This is a genomic window from Amycolatopsis pigmentata (assembly GCF_042684065.1).
Taxonomy (GTDB): Bacteria; Actinomycetota; Actinomycetes; order Mycobacteriales; family Pseudonocardiaceae; genus Amycolatopsis_E; species Amycolatopsis_E pigmentata.
This window is the reverse complement of record NZ_JBHUKR010000021.1, coordinates 584489-599661: the sequence shown is the minus strand read 5'-3', so window position 1 is coordinate 599661 and position 15173 is coordinate 584489. Positions and strand designations below refer to the sequence as shown.

Genomic DNA, 15173 nt, shown 5'->3' with positions numbered 1-15173 from the left:
TTCCCGGCCGCGCCGTGATCACCCGGCGGGCCCGAGGCCCGCCCCTCTCTTCTCCCATTTTCGTCCTTGTGCGGATTGTTCCGTATTTCGGGTAATGGCGAGAGGAGGTGAAACGCGTATGTCCGAATCACAGATATCCCCGCTCGGCTGGAAGCAATTCCTCGCTGAGCACGGCGACGGTGGGGTGCTCACGGTCAGGGTGACGAAGGTTCTTCCCTTCGGTGCCCTGCTGGAGGCCGCGCCAGGAATTCACGGGCTGCTTCCCCGGTCCGCCTGGTCCACCACACCGGAAACCGGTTCGGCCATTCCGGTCCGGATCGCGAATCTCGACGTCGAAAACCGGCGGATGAGCTTCACCCCGGCCTGACGGGCCGAAGGTGTGCGGGGTAGGTTGAGACTGCCCCGCACACCCACAACCTACTGGGCGGCGTGCTGTTCGACCATGTCGGCGATGACGCAGGTGATGTTGTCCGGGCCGCCACCGGCATTGGCGAGTTCGACAAGCCGCTGGGCGGCTTGCTCTGGGTCCGTCTCGGTAGCCAGAACCTCCCGGATGGCATCGGCGGGCACCACATCCGACAACCCGTCCGAACAGATCAGATAGCGGTCGGCCGGGCGGACTTCGAGAAAGAACAGGTCCGGATCGGCCTCCCCACCGCTCTGCAACGCACGGGTCAGCACCGAACGGCTCGGGTGGGACGCGGCGACCTCGGGGGTGATCCGTCCCTGGTCGACCAGTTCCTGGACGACCGTGTGGTCACGCGTGATCTGCTCGAGTTCACCCTCGCGCAGGAGGTATGCCCTGGAGTCACCCACGTGCGCGACCGCGAGGCGGCTTCCGTTCCAGTGCAGCGTGGTGAGCGTGGTCCCCATCCCCCGCAACGCGTGGTCGTCCTCCGCGAGGTCGGTCAGCCGGACGACCGCGTCCCGCACCGCGCCGAACAACTCCTCCAACGGGTCGGCGTCGGCGGTGAGCCTCTTGTCGAGGTCCGAGATCGCGGCGATGGCCGCCGAACTGGCGACTTCGCCGGCGACGTGTCCGCCCATGCCGTCCGCGACGGCGAGCAGGCGCGGACTGGCGTAGACGGAGTCCTCGTTCGCTTCCCGCCGCTGCCCGACATCGGAAGCCACGGCGTACCGGAGGGTCAGTTCCATAGGAGAAGTAAAGCAGTGGTGCGTGGAGCACGGCACGGCCTCACCCCACGACACGCGCACGGGCTCGATGATCTCGTCTTTCGCTCCCCCCGTGGTCACCCCGCGAACAGCGTCGGCCAGGTGCGGGCAAGTTACGGGCTCGTGCCGTCCCGGCAAGGGTGGCGGGGGTGCCCTCGTCCGCTGTGGATTGTCTTACCTGCCACGATTTGCCCCGATCGGGTGATCTTGTTGTCGGCGCGCTATCGGCCGAACAGCGGAACCGGCCGTCTGCGCCATCGTGGTCGACCGTTCTTGGCAGGTCGTGCGAGTTGATGCGACCGGCATGCGCCGACCGCAAGGAGCGCTCGGACACCGCGCGCACGAGCGCCCGCGTCCGGAAATCCCGTCCACATGCGACGAGCGCCGGCGTGAATTATTCACGACCACGGAGCCCAGCGCGTCGGGCGACGTTTCGGAGTAAACATTCATTCCTTCACTTCCCTCGCCGTCGCCGGGGCCGGGGCCGGGGCGAAGGGTTTCGCCGTCATGCCGGCGCGGGCAACGTGGCGGCCCCTGCCGGAACGCTGGCACGATGGCGGCATACACGACGAAGGGTGGCGCAGCGGCGATGACGGTGGTCGTGGTGGGGGCGGGCCAGGCAGGGGTCCAGACCGCGGCGTCCTTACGAGACAACGGGTACCCCGGCCGGGTCGTGCTCGTCGGGGACGAGCCTGGTGAGCCCTATCAACGGCCCCCGCTGTCGAAGGGTTACCTGGAGGGCACGGCCGATGCCGCGCGGTTGACTTTGCGCGGTTCGTCCTTCTTCGCGAAAAACGACATCGACTTCCTCAACACGCGGGTACGGCGCATCGACCGCGACCGCAAACGCGTACTGACCGCCGACGGCGACGAACTCGCGTACGCGCACCTCGTACTCGCCACCGGCTCCCGCAACCGGGCGCTGCCGGTTCCCGGGGCCGCGCTGGACGGAGTGTTCGGGCTCCGGACACGGGAAGACGCGGACGTGCTGCGGGACCGGCTCGGGGCGGCCCAACACGTGGTGGTGATCGGCGGCGGCTTCATCGGGCTGGAATTCGCGGCCACCGCCGCGAAGCTCGGCCGTTCGGTCACGGTCGTCGAGACGGTCGGCCGGGTGCTGGCGCGGGTCGCTTCTCCCGCCGTCTCGGCGCACTACACCGACCTGCACGAAACACACGGAAACCGGATCCTGACCGGAAGGACGGTCACGCGCCTGCTCGGCGAATCGTCCGTCACCGGCGTGGAGGTCGCCGGAAATGGTCCGGACCTCGTCCTCCCCGCGGATCTCGTCGTCGTCGGCATCGGCGTGATCCCGAACACGGAACTCGCCGCCGATGCGGGGCTTGCCGTGGACAACGGCATCCTGGTCGACGAATGTCTGTCCACTTCGGACTCGAACGTCTCCGCGATCGGTGACTGCGCCGCCCATTCCAGCCCCTTCGCGAGCGGACCGGTCCGGCTGGAGTCCGTCCAGAACGCGGTCGACCAGGCCCGTTGTGTCGCCGCGAAACTGACCGGCGAGACCGCGCCCTACCGCTCGGTGCCCTGGTTCTGGAGCGATCAGTTCCACACGAAGCTCCAGATCGCCGGGTTGGCGAACGGCTACGACCGTACCGTCGTGTCGGGTGAGCCAGGAGCCTTCTCGGTGTTCTGCTTCCAGGGCGAGCGGCTGCGCGCGGTGGAGTCGGTCAACCGCCCGGCCGACCACATGGCGGCGCGGCGGCTGTTCGCGGCGGGAACCGGACTCCACCCGGACGATATCGACGACGGTTTCGAACTGAAACGTCATCTGGCGAGCGCCGGCTGAGACCCGCGCCGCGGTACGGCGACCGGCCGTTACCCTGCTGACGTGCTGGTGTTGCTACCCCCATCGGAAACCAAGGCCCCCGGCGGAGACGGGCCGCCGCTCGACCTCGACAGCCTGTCGTTCCCCGAACTCACGCCGGTACGCCGCAAGCTCGCCGACGCCCTGGTGGAACTGGCTTCCGATGTCCCGTCCGCGCTGCGCGTGCTGGGTCTGAGCCCCCGGCAGGAAGACGAACTCGCCCGCAACGCCACGCTGTGGTCAGCGCCCGCCCTGCCTGCGCTCGAACGCTACACAGGCGTGCTTTACGACGCCCTCGGCTTCGGCGCTTTCACCCGGTCACAGCGCGGCAAGGCCGAACGCAGACTGGCGGTGGCCTCCGCGCTGTTCGGCATCGTGCGGGGCGCCGACCGTATCCCCGCCTATCGGCTTTCCGGCGGCACCTCCCTGCCGGCGCTGGGCACTTTGCGCGGCCTTTGGCGTCCGGCGCTGGAACCGATCCTCGAAAATGCCGACCCGCTGATCGTCGACCTGCGGTCGGGGGCGTATGCCGCGCTTGCCCGCATTCCGGCCGCGGTGACGGTACGTGTGGTCACTGCCACAGGCCGGACCGTGAGCCACCACAACAAGGCGTACAAGGGAAGGCTCGCGGCCGTGCTCGCCACCACAGCACGGGAACCGTCGACGGTAGAAGGCCTGATCAGCGCCGCGGAGCGCGGGGGAATCCGGCTGAGCCGCACCGGTGACCTGGAACTCGAACTGGTCACGCCCTCCTGAACCACCCGCCGACGAGCAGGGCAAACGGACGGTGGCGGCACCGGGATGCGCCGGGCGGGGCGTGGGCCGGTCCCCGGCCGGACGGCACGCTCCGCTACACTGATCACAGACCGCATCACGGCGTGGCGCACAGAGATGTACTCCCCGGCCACACCTGCGGTACTCAACCCCAGCAGCGGCGCACAATGCGCCGGGTCCGTCCCTGTGAACGCCCTCGGAACATCTTTCCTGCCTGCGTGCGCGCCGGCACACCGGGCCTCCTTGTGACGTGCCAGCGTCGCCAGAGGCACGAAAGGAATCGAGTGAGCATCACTGTCGAGTCGGGCAAGTCCGCGCGCCCGTCCCGCAAACCGCACCGGAGCCACCACGTCGAGCGGGTGCAGCCCGCCCCGTCGGCTCCGCTCGCGGAGTCGTTTTCCGAATTCGACCTGCCCGAGCCCCTGCTCCGGGCCTTGGCCGATGCCGGTATGCAGGCCCCCTTCCCGATCCAGTCGGCCACTCTGCCCGACGCGCTCGCCGGCCGCGATGTGCTGGGCCGCGCCCAGACCGGTTCCGGCAAGACACTCGCCTTCGGGCTGGCGTTGCTGGCCCGCCTGTACCGGGGCAAGGCGCGGGCGAAGCACCCGCGTGCGCTGGTCCTCGTGCCGACCCGTGAACTGGCCATGCAGGTCGCCGACTCGCTGGCACCGCTGGCCAAGGCGTTGAACCTGTGGTGCCGCACCGCGGTCGGCGGGATGGCCTTCACCCGCCAGGCCGACGCCCTGCACCGCGGGGTCGACCTGCTGATCGCCACGCCGGGCCGGCTGTCCGACCACGTCCGGCAGGGCACCTGCGTGCTCTCCGATGTGAACTTCGTCGCCCTCGACGAGGCCGACCAGATGGCGGACATGGGGTTCCTTCCCCAGGTTCGGGAGATCCTCGACCTCACCCCGGCCGACGGGCAGCGCCTGCTGTTCTCCGCGACGCTCGACGGGGACGTCAAGAAGCTCGTCGACGCCTACCTGTCCGATCCGGTCGAGCACTCGGTCGCGCCTGCCACCGCTTCCGTGGACACCATGGAGCACTACGTGTTCCAGGTCTCGCAGCAGGACAAGCAGACCATCGTGACCGAGATCGGTGCCCGTGAGGGCCGCACGATCATGTTCGTGCGGACCAAGCATCACGTCGACCGGCTCGCCGAGCGGTTGCGCGCCAGCGGTGTCGCGGCCGGAGCCCTGCACGGTGGCAAGACGCAGGGACAGCGCAACCGCGTCCTCGCCGACTTCAAGGAAGGCCACACCCCGGTGCTGGTCGCCACGGACGTCGCCGCGCGGGGCATCCACGTCGACGACGTCAGTCTGGTGCTCCACGTGGACCCCGCGGCGGATCACAAGGACTACCTCCACCGCGCCGGGCGCACCGCCCGCGCCGGGGCCTCGGGCGTCGTGGTCACCCTCGTCACGCACGACCAGCGACGTACCGTGCGCCGCATGACCGAGCGCGCCGGGATTCGCGCGGAAAGCACCCAGGTGCGGCCCGGCGACGCCGAACTGAGCCGCGTCACGGGCGCGCGCGAGCCGAGCGGTGAGCCGGTCCTCGAGCGCCGTCGTGAGCCGCACCCCCGGCACGGCGGCCCCCGCGGTGGCGACCGGTACGGTTCCCGCTCGCGCGGGTTCACCGGCGGCGGCCACCGGAGCAACCGCGACGGCTCCCGGCCGAAGCGCTTCGCCCGGGGCCAGACCCGGCACCAGGGCAGCCCGAAGTAGCAGGAGGGGCGGAAAGCGCTGTCTTGGCGGCGCTTTCCGCACACCCCCACGCACCATGACCCCGCGCGCACTCTGAGACACTGCCGCCATGAACGCGCGTCCGACTTCCGAATCCGTCCCAGCCGAGCAGGTGTTCGACTGGCTGGACGCGGAGGCCGCACGGAGGGCGGAAGCCGGCCTCACGCGCAAACTCCGGCCGCGCGGTGCGTCGACCGCCGAGCTGGATCTGGCCGGGAACGACTATCTCGGGCTGGCTCGCGACAAGCGGGTGGCGGGAGCCGCTGCCGCGGCCACGCTCCGGTGGGGCACGGGATCCACCGGTTCCCGTCTGGTGACCGGATCGACCGAACTGCACGCCGAACTCGAACACGAACTGGCCCGATTCTGCGGCGTTCAGGCGGCTCTGGTCTTCTCGTCGGGATTCCTCGCGAACGTGGCGGCGGTGACCGCGCTCAGCGGCGCCGAGTCGGCCATCGTGACCGACAAGTACATTCACGCGTCCCTGATCGAGGGTTGCCGCCTCTCTCGCTCCGACGTGGCGGCGGTCGCGCACGCCGATCCTGCCGCGGTCGGACACGCCCTCGCGACCAGGCGCAAGGCGCGGGCCCTGGTGGTCACCGACTCGGTGTTCTCGGTGGACGGTGACCTCGCGCCACTGACGGAACTTTCCGCCGTCAGCCGTGAACACGGCGCGGCACTCCTGGTCGACGACGCACACGGTTTCGGTGTGCTCGGCGAAGGCGGCCGTGGCGCGGTCCACGCCGCCGGGCTCTCCGCCGAACCCGACGTGGTCACCACCATCACATTGTCGAAAGCCCTTGGCGCACAAGGTGGTGCGGTACTCGGGCCCCGCCGCGTGATCCGGCATCTCGTGGAGACCGCGCGGAGTTTCATCTTCGACACCGGCCTCGCGCCCGCGAGCGCGGCGGCCGCGGTCGCGGCGCTCGGAGTGCTCAAGACGGAGCCGCACCTGCCGGCGAAGGTCCTGGCGTCCGCCACCCGGCTCGCCGACCTGCTCCGCGAGGAAGGGTTCGCGGTCAGCGCTCCGCGTTCCGCGGTGATCTCTGTCCGCACACCCTCGGCGTCCGGGGCGGTCGGCTGGGCCGAACGCTGCGCCGAAGGGGGCATACGGGTCGGGTGTTTCCGCCCGCCGTCCGTGCCGGATGGAGTCTCGCGGCTCCGCCTCACCGTGCATGCGGGTCTCACCGAGTCCGATGTGGACACCGCGGTCAAGGTGATCAGCGAGGCCGCGCCACCCGGCGCCACATCGTGATGTGGGAGATGCCGTCCTCGAAGTACTCGTCGCCTTCGGCGACATAGCCGAATCTGGTGTAGAGGTCCTGCGCATAGGTCTGTGCGGCGAGCACACTGTCATCGTCGCCGATGAAGGCGACCGCCTCACCCATCAGTTTGGCGGCGAGTCCTTGCCCACGGGCCTGTTTCGCGGTCACCACACGGCCGATCCGGTGCACGCCGTCCGGCCCGGACAGCACCCTCAGGTAGCAATCGACCCCACCGAGCCAGAAATGACGTGTCGTCGCGAGCAGGTCCTGCCCGTCAAGGTCCTGGTAGACGCACTGCTGCTCCACCACGAACACCTCCGCGCGCAGCCGCAGAATGTCGTACAGCTGTCGAGCGGTCAGTTCGGTTCCGGCAACGTTCACCGTCACTTGTTACCAGACGGGACGCCCGGACCTCGCCTGTGCCCTGATCGCGTCGGCGTAGACGGCGATCCGGGTGTAGACACCGGGTTTGGCGGGCTGAGCGCAGCCCTCGCCCCAGGACACCAGGCCGATCAGCGTGTTCCCGACCACGAGCGGACCACCCGAGTCACCCTGGCAGGCGTCGATTCCGCCGCGCGGATATCCGGCGCACACCATGCCCGCCGGGTCGTAGAGGCCGTAGTCGGCCGAACAGTCCGAGTCGGCCATGACCGGCACGGTGGCCCTGCGGAGCACGTCCGACCGGTCGCCGCCCTCGGACGTCCGGCCCCAGCCGAGCACGGTGGCGTCCGTGCCCGCGGTGTAGAAGGAGTCGTCATTCTGGGCCGGGAGATCGACCGGCCGGTAGCGGACCGGGCGATCCAGCCTGAGCACGGCGAAATCGCTGCCCTTGGTCGGATCCTTGAACTGGGGAGGGATCCAGATGGCGGAGACCCGCGCGACCACTCCGTCGCGAGTGCGCTTGTCCTGTCTTCCCGTGACGACGCGCAGGTCCGACGGATGCGCACCTACAGCACAGTGTGCCGCCGTCGCGACGGCGGACGGGCCGACCAGTACCCCGCCGCAGAACTGACTGCCGGCGTTGTCGACCAGATAGACCGCGTACGGATAGTCCGTGATCGGCGCCGTCTCACCGCCGACGATCCGGGGCCCGGGCGAAGTCGCACCGGCCACGCCCGCGACCGGCACACACATCCCCAAGGCCACGACGGCCGCTACTGCCAGACGGATGGCGCGAGCGCGCCGCTGGTGCTTCCCCACTCCAACCCCTACCTCTCCCCTCGGTTGACCTGATTACCCTAGTGCACACAGCGCTATACCGACTGTCACTGAATAGGGTGGACCTGGGGAGGAAGCGCTTCCCTGGACCGCCTGGGGACGAAGCCGAAGGAACAAAGGCGGCAAGTCGTGAGTTGACCAGGGCGTGCCCCATTACGACCTGGTCATCGTCGGTACCGGCTCAGGGAACTCGATTCTCGATCCGCGCTTCGCCGACTGGAAGACGGCGATCGTGGAGAAGGGTGTCTTCGGCGGGACCTGCCTGAACGTGGGCTGCATTCCGACGAAGATGTTCGTGCACACCGCCGACCTCGCCGCGACCCCGTCCGCGGCCTCGAGGTTCGGTGTGGACGAGGAGTTGACCGGGGTCCGCTGGCGCGACGTACGCGACCGGATCTTCGGCCGCATCGACCCGATCGCCGCGGGCGGCCGTGAGTACCGCACAGGACATCAGGACAACGCCAATGTCACGGTCTACGAAGGCGAAGGGCGCTTCACCGGACACAAGGAACTGACCGTCGCACTGCCCGGCGACAGCGAGACGATCACCGCCGACAGGTTCGTGCTCGCCGCGGGCGGCAGGCCGATCATCCCGGACATCGCCGGACTCGACGAAGTCGGTTACCACACCTCCGACACGATCATGCGGCTGGACAGGCTGCCGCGGCGGCTGGTCATCATCGGCAGCGGGTTCGTCGCGGCCGAGTTCGCGCACGTGTTCGCGTCGTTCGGCGTCGAGGTCACGCTGGTCGCCCGTTCCGGCGCGCTGCTCCGCCACGAAGACGGGGACATCAGCACCCGGTTCACCGAACTGGCCCGCCAACGCTTCGACGTCCGCCTCAACCGCCACACCGTGCGCGCCCATCGCGGAGAAACCGGCGTGGTCCTCGCGTTCGAAGAAGGCGAGACCGTCGAAGCCGACGATGTGCTGATCGCGACGGGGCGGCGCCCCAACTCCGACCTGCTCGACGTCGCGGCGACCGGCATATCCACAATGGACACTGGGCATGTCGTCGTGGACGACTACCAGGAGACGTCCGTGCCCGGCATCTACGCGCTGGGAGACCTGTCCTCGCGCCATGAGCTCAAGCACGTCGCCAACCACGAGGCCAGGGTGGTGCAGCACAACCTGCTGCACCCCGCCGAGCGGATCCGGGCCGATCACCGGTTCGTCCCCCACGCGGTCTTCAGCTCGCCCCAGATCGCCTCGGTGGGGTTGACCGAAGAGGCGGCACGCGAGCGGGGCGTGGCGTACGTGACGTCCAAACAGGACTATGCCGGAATCGCCTACGGCTGGGCGATGGAGGACACCTCCGGCTTCGCGAAGCTGCTGGCCGACCCGGCCACCGGCCAGTTGCTGGGCGCGCACATCATCGGTCCGCAGGCGCCCACGGTGATCCAGCCATTGATCCAGGCGATGAGTTTCGGCCTTGACGCACACAGCATGGCGCGGGGCCAGTACTGGATCCACCCGGCGATGCCGGAGCTGGTCGAAAACGCCCTGCTGAACCTTCCGCTGGAACCGAACCAGTGAGTGTTTCGCCCGCCCGGGTTCAGACGAAGCGGGGCCGGCCGGCGAACCAGCCCAGGATCATCTGGCCCGCGGAGGTCAGCAGCAGCAGCACGAACGGGACCGTCCAGCTCCCGGTGACATCGTGCAGGAGGCCGAACAGGAACGGCCCGAGCGCGGCGAGCAGATAGCCGAACCCCTGTGCCATCCCGGAAAGCCTGGCGGTGTCCGCGCCGTCGCGCGACCGCAGGGTGATCGTGGTGATGGCGAGCGAGAACACGCTCATCCCGATCCCGATGCCGATCGACCACAGCAACGGGGCGGCTCCTGGGGCGATCATGACGCCGGTGATCCCGGCGAGGCCGAAGACACCGAGGGCGACGACCCACCAGCTCTGGCTGCGGGACCGGGCGGCCAGCGGAACCAGGAACAGACTCACCGGCAACCCGAGCAACGAGATCAACCCGAGTAGCAGGCCCGCGTCGCCGCGACTGACTCCGGAGTCCATGAGAACCGCCGGCAGCCAGCCCATGACGATGTAGGCGAGACACGCCTGCAACCCGAAGAACAGCGTGACCGTCCACGCCAAACCATTGCGCAGCAACGATCTGGGGCCCCCTTCCGGCACCGGACCGGTGTCCGGGAGGCCCGGCTTCGTGCGCGCCCCGATCATCCAGAGAACCAGCGCGACACCGGCAAGGACCGCCCACGACGCCAAACCCGGCCGCCAGCCACCGAACGCGTTGTCCACGCCAGGTGTGACCGCGGAACCGAGTGCGCCACCGGTCTGCAACGCACCGGTGTAAAGACCGCTCATCAGCCCGACCCTCGCCGGGAAGGCATCTTTGACCACGACCGGGATCAACACGTTCGCCAGCGCGATCCCCGCGGTGGCGACCAGAGTGCCCCCGAGCACGACCAGCTTGCCGTCCAGCACCCGGATGACCAGACCACCGGTGAGCAGCGCGAGCGCGACGGACACCGCCGCGGGCAGACCGATCCGTTTCGCCACCCATGGCGCGATGGACCCGGCCACCGCGAAGCACAGACCGGGCACGGTGGTCAGCGCCCCCGCCCAGGTCGCGGACGCGCCCAGTGAGGTACGGACTTCACCGAGCACCGAACCGGTGGAGGTCACCGCGGGCCGGAGGTTGAGCGCGGCGAGCACGACGGCCACACCCAGCAGTCCGCCGCCGGCCAATACACGAACTGATGCGCGTTGCTTCACGAACGTGTCGGCCACGCCCGCTACTATCTCAGACGTAGGATGATCGGGCGAATAAGATTCCGAGGTTTCCGCTGTGCCATTGGCCACCACGCGCCGGACCCGGCTGGTCGATCAGGTCATCGGGCAACTCAAGGACGCCATCGCCCAAGGGGATTGGCCGATCGGCACAAGGATTCCGCCCGAGTCCGCGCTCTCCGAACGTCTCGGTGTGGGGCGGAACACCGTCCGCGAAGCCGTTCGTGCGCTCGCCCACGGCGGGCTGCTCGATGTACGCCAAGGGGATGGCACCTACGTGCGGGCGACCAGCGAGGTGTCCGGCGCGGTCCGGCGAATCTGCGGAACCGAACTGCGCGAAGTACTCCAGGTCCGGCGAGGGCTGGAGGTCGAAGGCGCGCGCCTGGCCGCGCTCGCCCGCAACGAGGCCGACCTCACCCGGCTCACCGAACTGATGGACGCCCGTGACCGAGCCCAGCGCGAACGCGACTGGCCCGCCTTCGTCCGCGCCGACGCCGAGTTCCACCGCACCGTTGTCCACAGTGGACACAATGAGCTGCTGGCCGAGCTCTATCGCGGGATCACCGAAGCGGTCACCGCGAGCGTGGCCGCGACCTCACGAGACCACCTCGTGGAACAGGTCGAGACCGGACATCAGGACCTGCTCGCCGCGATCGCGAACCGGGACCCCGACCGTGCCGCCGCCGAAGCGGGTGGTCTGCTCGACCAGTTGCTCGACGCGGCCGCGGGCCCGCTCAAGGAAGAGTGAGGATCTCCGCTCCGGTCTCGGTGACCAGGATGGTGTGCTCGAACTGGGCGGTCCACTTCTTGTCCTTGGTGGTGACCGTCCAGTCGTCGCTCCAGACGTCGTAGTCGATGGTGCCGAGCGTGATCATCGGCTCGATGGTGAACGTCATGCCCTGCTCGATGACCGTGCTCACCGACGGCTCCTCGTAGTGCAGCACGGTCGGAGCGGTATGGAAGGCCGGACCGACGCCGTGGCCGGTGAAGTCGCGCACCACGCCGTAGCCGAAGCGCTTCGCGTACGACTCGATCACCCGCCCGATCACGTTCAACTGGCGGCCGGGGCGCACCGCCTTGATCGCACGCATCGTCGCCTCATGAGTGCGTTCGACGAGAAGCCGCACTTCTTCGGACACGTCTCCGGCCAGGAACGTGGCGTTGGTGTCGCCGTGCACGCCGCCGATGAAGGCGGTGACGTCGATGTTGCAGATGTCGCCGTCCTCGATCACCGTCGAGTCCGGGATGCCGTGGCAGATCACCTCGTTCAGCGAGGTACAGCAGGACTTCGGGAAGTGCCGGTAGCCGAGGGTGGACGGGTACGCGTGGTGGTCGAGCAGGAACTCGTGCACGACCTTGTCGATGTCGTCGGTGGTGTTCCCCGGCTTGACGGCCTTCCCGCCCTCTTCCAGGGCCTGCGCGGCGATCCGGCTTGCCACCCGCATGGCCTCGATGACCTCGGGTGTCCGTACGCCGTTGCCCTTGTCGCGTTTCGGCGCCGGCTTGTCCACATACTCGGGACGTGCGATGTCGGCGGGCACGGGACGACGCGGTGTCTGAACGCCTGGTTTCAACGGAGCACGCTGGGCCATGCTCTCCAGCCTAGAACGTCGCTCAAAACGCGTGTCGCCGCGTGGCCGAGGGGTCAGAAGAGCACGGTGGCGTAGCGGCCCACTTGCCGGAAACCGATCCGGCGATAGGCGGCCAGCGCGGGCGCGTTGAACGAATTGACGTAGAGGCTGGCTGTCCTGCCCATGCCGCCGACAAGCCGGTTCACCACCGCGGCCGTGCCCGCCGTGCCGAGGCCGTGCCCCCGGCGCTCCGGATGCACCCAGACCCCCTGGATCTGGCCCACATGGCGGGAAAGCGCCCCGATCTCGGCCTTGAACACGACCTCGCCGTTCTCGAACCGCGCGAAGGCCCGGCCTCCGGCGATCAGCTCCGCCACCCGTGCCCGGTAGCTCGCCCCGCCGTCACCGGCGCGCGGATCGACGCCCACCTCCTCGGTGAACATGGCGATCGCGGCCGGGAGATAACGCTCGAGCTCGGCGGGCTGGACCGGGCGGACACACCGGTCGGCCGGGACCGCGGGCTGGGTGTCCAGAGCCATCAAGGGCTGGTCCTCACGGACTTCCCGGGCAGGGCCCCACTCCGCCGCCAGTTCGTTCCACAAGCCGAGCACCTGCTCCGCCGGGCCCACCAGCGAAGAGCAGATCCGCTGCCTGCGCAACGCGCGATCGGCGAACGAACGAAGCGCGGAAGCGTTACCGCGCAAGGGAATCAGATTCGGACCGGAGAAGCACAGCCCGGGCAGCTTGCCGGAGCGGGACCCGCGAAGGTCGGCCGCCCACAATTCGCCACCCAGCCGCCACGGGTCGAGGCCTGCCGCCTCCACCCGCGCGCTGACCATGCAACTCGCCACTGGATCGGCGGCCAGAACGGCCCGAACCGCCGAATGGTCCCGATCACCGAGCAGCCGCGCACCGGCAAGCCGTAACACAGGGTCCAGATTGCCAGATGACGCCCGTCAAGGCGAAACCACGGTGAGTAACAGGGTGGATCAGAAGGTGGTCGTGTCGAGTTCGACGTCGAACGGCTCGCCGATCTTGATCGGTTCTCCGAAGGGGATCCGGATGATCCGGCGGTAGCCGCCCTTGACCGGATCACTGAACAGCGACACCGCCGCACCGTCCTCGTCGAAGGCGTCGACCAGCAGGTACTGCGGAATGGAGCCGTGCGCATAGACCCGGCGCTTCCTTCTTCCGGCTGCGCTCCGCGTTGCGCCGCGAGGTGATCTCGACGGCGAGTGACACATGCTCCGCCGGAACCGGATCCGATCCGGGCAGGATTCTGTCCACCCGGGCGACGCACAGATTCGGCACGTAGATCGCCCCGACCTGGTGGAAGCCGACTCCCTGCGTCTGAAAGATCTCACACCCTTCAGGAACCACTGGCAGCAGCGCGCGATGCAGGCGCCCGGCGACCAGGTTGTGCGCCCCTCCCGGCGGTGGCGTCATATGGATTTCCTCGACCGTGAGTTCCGGCCGCCAGCCTTCCGGCACCTTGAGATCCCGCCAGGTGTGCAGCAGGTAGTCCCAGGTCGGCGCGGAATCCGCGAATGCGGTGCTCATGCTCGTTTTCCCACGACCTTGCCGTCCACCACATACTCAAGGGCCAGCGGCGAAGGCGCGCTTTTCGCGCCCAGTAACAAAAGGCTAACTTACCGTGACCGTGGGCTCACCGCGGTCTCCCGCGTCCTCGCTCTCCTCCGCGATCCGCATGGCCTCTTCGATCAGGGTCTCCACGATCTGGTGCTCGGGGACGGTCTTGATCACCTCGCCCTTGACGAAGATCTGTCCCTTGCCGTTGCCCGACGCGACGCCCAGGTCGGCCTCACGGGCCTCCCCCGGACCGTTGACGACGCAGCCCATCACGGCCACGCGCAGCGGCACCTCCATGCCCTCCAGGCCCGCGGTCACCTCGTCGGCCAGCTTGTAGACGTCCACCTGGGCCCGCCCGCACGACGGGCAGGACACGATCTCCAGTTTGCGGGGCCTGAGGTTCAACGACTGCAGGATCTGCGTGCCGACCTTGACCTCCTCGACCGGAGGGGCCGACAGCGAAACCCGGATCGTGTCCCCGATGCCCTGCCGCAGCAACGCGCCGAACGCGACCGCCGACTTGATCGTCCCCTGGAACGCCGGACCGGCCTCGGTGACACCGAGGTGCAGCGGGTAGTCGCACTGCTCGGCCAGGATCTCGTAGGCGCGCACCATGACGACCGGGTCGTTGTGCTTCACCGAGATCTTGATGTCATGGAAGTCGTGCTCGGCGAACAGGCTCGCCTCCCACAGGGCCGACTCCGCCAGCGCCTCCGGGGTGGCCTTGCCGTACTTCTTGAGCAGCCGCGGGTCCAGGGAGCCCGCGTTCACCCCGATGCGGATGGGAGTGCCGTGGTCCTTGGCGGCCTGCGCGATCTCGCGCACCTTGTCGTCGAACTTCTTGATGTTGCCCGGGTTCACGCGCACCGCCGCGCACCCGGCCTCGATCGCGGCGAAGACGTACTTCGGCTGGAAGTGGATGTCGGCGATCACCGGGATCTGGGACTTCTTGGCGATGGCGGGCAGCGCCTCGGCGTCGTCCGCCGAGGGGCAGGCCACCCGCACGATGTCGCAGCCCGCCGCGGTCAGTTCGGCGATCTGCTGCAGGGTGGCGTTCACATCGGCGGTCAGGGTGGTGGTCATCGACTGCACCGAGATGGGGTGCTCACTGCCGACGCCCACCGGACCGACCATCAGCTGGCGGGTGGGGCGGCGCTCGGCGAGTACGGGTGGCGGCAGGGCGGGCATACCAAGCGCGACGCTCATCGAATCCTCTCAACTCGTCGGCGACCGGGACACGGAAGCGGCCCCGGTGGTCG

The 15173-nt window shown here is 68.8% G+C and carries 15 protein-coding genes; 7 read left to right on the top strand and 8 right to left on the bottom strand.

What is annotated here, in order from left to right; genetic code table 11:
* Positions 1-118: 118 nt before the first annotated feature.
* The gene (locus ACFSXZ_RS34085; protein ID WP_378269898.1) at positions 119-367 is read left to right on the top strand and encodes a S1 RNA-binding domain-containing protein; all 249 of its coding nucleotides are present in this window, start codon (positions 119-121) and stop codon (positions 365-367) included.
* Positions 368-417: 50 nt separating this feature from the next.
* Here ACFSXZ_RS34085 and ACFSXZ_RS34080 read toward each other — a convergent pair whose 3' ends face one another.
* Positions 418-1155 (bottom strand): Stp1/IreP family PP2C-type Ser/Thr phosphatase, encoded by a 738-nt coding sequence (locus ACFSXZ_RS34080; RefSeq protein WP_378269897.1) that lies wholly within the window; start codon positions 1153-1155, stop codon positions 418-420.
* A 571-nt stretch (positions 1156-1726) separates the two neighbouring features.
* On the opposite strand from ACFSXZ_RS34080, the gene ACFSXZ_RS34075 reads away from it, so the two are divergent.
* From ACFSXZ_RS34075 to ACFSXZ_RS34060, 4 genes are all read left to right on the top strand, one after another.
* The gene (locus ACFSXZ_RS34075) at positions 1727-2980 is read left to right on the top strand and encodes an NAD(P)/FAD-dependent oxidoreductase (protein ID WP_378269896.1); all 1254 of its coding nucleotides are present in this window, start codon (positions 1727-1729) and stop codon (positions 2978-2980) included.
* Between the two features lie 42 nt (positions 2981-3022).
* Complete coding sequence (locus ACFSXZ_RS34070; RefSeq protein ID WP_378269895.1) at positions 3023-3754, top strand: YaaA family protein; 732 nt, start codon at positions 3023-3025, stop codon at positions 3752-3754.
* A 302-nt stretch (positions 3755-4056) separates the two neighbouring features.
* Positions 4057-5499: a DEAD/DEAH box helicase gene (locus tag ACFSXZ_RS34065; protein ID WP_378269893.1), complete on the top strand. Its 1443-nt coding sequence runs from the start codon at positions 4057-4059 to the stop codon at positions 5497-5499.
* A gap of 88 nt (positions 5500-5587) precedes the next feature.
* Positions 5588-6772 carry an 8-amino-7-oxononanoate synthase gene (locus tag ACFSXZ_RS34060; protein WP_378269892.1) on the top strand — a complete coding sequence of 395 codons (1185 nt, stop codon included), beginning with the start codon at positions 5588-5590 and terminating at the stop codon, positions 6770-6772.
* On the opposite strand, the gene ACFSXZ_RS34055 is transcribed toward ACFSXZ_RS34060, so the two are convergent.
* Positions 6738-7163, bottom strand: a complete 426-nt coding sequence (locus ACFSXZ_RS34055) for a GNAT family N-acetyltransferase (protein ID WP_378269890.1) — start codon at positions 7161-7163, stop codon at positions 6738-6740. The two genes, ACFSXZ_RS34060 and ACFSXZ_RS34055, sit on opposite strands and share 35 nt — an antisense overlap.
* A 9-nt stretch (positions 7164-7172) precedes the next feature.
* On the bottom strand, positions 7173-7982 hold the full coding sequence (locus ACFSXZ_RS34050; RefSeq protein WP_378269889.1) for a serine protease: 810 nt from the start codon (positions 7980-7982) through the stop codon (positions 7173-7175).
* 163 nt (positions 7983-8145) lie between these two features.
* Here ACFSXZ_RS34050 and ACFSXZ_RS34045 point away from each other — a divergent pair, with 163 nt between their 5' ends.
* On the top strand, positions 8146-9534 hold the full coding sequence (locus tag ACFSXZ_RS34045; RefSeq protein WP_378269887.1) for a mycothione reductase: 1389 nt from the start codon (positions 8146-8148) through the stop codon (positions 9532-9534).
* Between the two features lie 19 nt (positions 9535-9553).
* Here the strand turns inward: ACFSXZ_RS34045 and ACFSXZ_RS34040 are convergent, their stop codons facing one another.
* Positions 9554-10753, bottom strand: coding sequence for a CynX/NimT family MFS transporter (locus tag ACFSXZ_RS34040; protein WP_378269885.1), 1200 nt, complete (start codon positions 10751-10753; stop codon positions 9554-9556).
* Between the two features lie 58 nt (positions 10754-10811).
* Between ACFSXZ_RS34040 and ACFSXZ_RS34035 the strand changes: the two genes are divergently transcribed.
* Positions 10812-11501 (top strand): FadR/GntR family transcriptional regulator, encoded by a 690-nt coding sequence (locus tag ACFSXZ_RS34035; RefSeq protein WP_378269884.1) that lies wholly within the window; start codon positions 10812-10814, stop codon positions 11499-11501.
* On the opposite strand, the gene map is transcribed toward ACFSXZ_RS34035, so the two are convergent.
* The 4 genes from map to ispG all read right to left on the bottom strand — a co-directional run bounded on the left by map (position 11488) and on the right by ispG (position 15120).
* Positions 11488-12345 (bottom strand): type I methionyl aminopeptidase, encoded by an 858-nt coding sequence (map, locus tag ACFSXZ_RS34030; RefSeq protein WP_378269882.1) that lies wholly within the window; start codon positions 12343-12345, stop codon positions 11488-11490. The genes ACFSXZ_RS34035 and map overlap by 14 nt on opposite strands.
* Before the next feature lie 53 nt (positions 12346-12398).
* The gene (locus ACFSXZ_RS34025) at positions 12399-13253 is read right to left on the bottom strand and encodes a GNAT family N-acetyltransferase (RefSeq protein ID WP_378269881.1); all 855 of its coding nucleotides are present in this window, start codon (positions 13251-13253) and stop codon (positions 12399-12401) included.
* Between the two features lie 163 nt (positions 13254-13416).
* Positions 13417-13884 carry a Uma2 family endonuclease gene (locus ACFSXZ_RS34020; RefSeq protein WP_378269879.1) on the bottom strand — a complete coding sequence of 156 codons (468 nt, stop codon included), beginning with the start codon at positions 13882-13884 and terminating at the stop codon, positions 13417-13419.
* An 84-nt stretch (positions 13885-13968) separates the two neighbouring features.
* Positions 13969-15120 (bottom strand): flavodoxin-dependent (E)-4-hydroxy-3-methylbut-2-enyl-diphosphate synthase, encoded by a 1152-nt coding sequence (ispG, locus tag ACFSXZ_RS34015; protein WP_378269877.1) that lies wholly within the window; start codon positions 15118-15120, stop codon positions 13969-13971.
* Positions 15121-15173: the final 53 nt, after the last annotated feature.

What these genes read in the sequence shown, in the direction of transcription:
- ACFSXZ_RS34085 (WP_378269898.1), top strand. Translation starts at nt 119, where the DNA reads ATGTCCGAATCACAGATATCCCCGCTCGGCTGGAAGCAATTCCTCGCT.
- ACFSXZ_RS34080 (WP_378269897.1), bottom strand. Translation starts at nt 1,155, where the DNA reads ATGGAACTGACCCTCCGGTACGCCGTGGCTTCCGATGTCGGGCAGCGG.
- ACFSXZ_RS34075 (WP_378269896.1), top strand. Translation starts at nt 1,727, where the DNA reads ATGGCGGCATACACGACGAAGGGTGGCGCAGCGGCGATGACGGTGGTC.
- ACFSXZ_RS34060 (WP_378269892.1), top strand. Translation starts at nt 5,588, where the DNA reads ATGAACGCGCGTCCGACTTCCGAATCCGTCCCAGCCGAGCAGGTGTTC.
- map (WP_378269882.1), bottom strand. Translation starts at nt 12,345, where the DNA reads ATGGCCCAGCGTGCTCCGTTGAAACCAGGCGTTCAGACACCGCGTCGT.
- ACFSXZ_RS34020 (WP_378269879.1), bottom strand. Translation starts at nt 13,884, where the DNA reads ATGAGCACCGCATTCGCGGATTCCGCGCCGACCTGGGACTACCTGCTG.
- ispG (WP_378269877.1), bottom strand. Translation starts at nt 15,120, where the DNA reads ATGAGCGTCGCGCTTGGTATGCCCGCCCTGCCGCCACCCGTACTCGCC.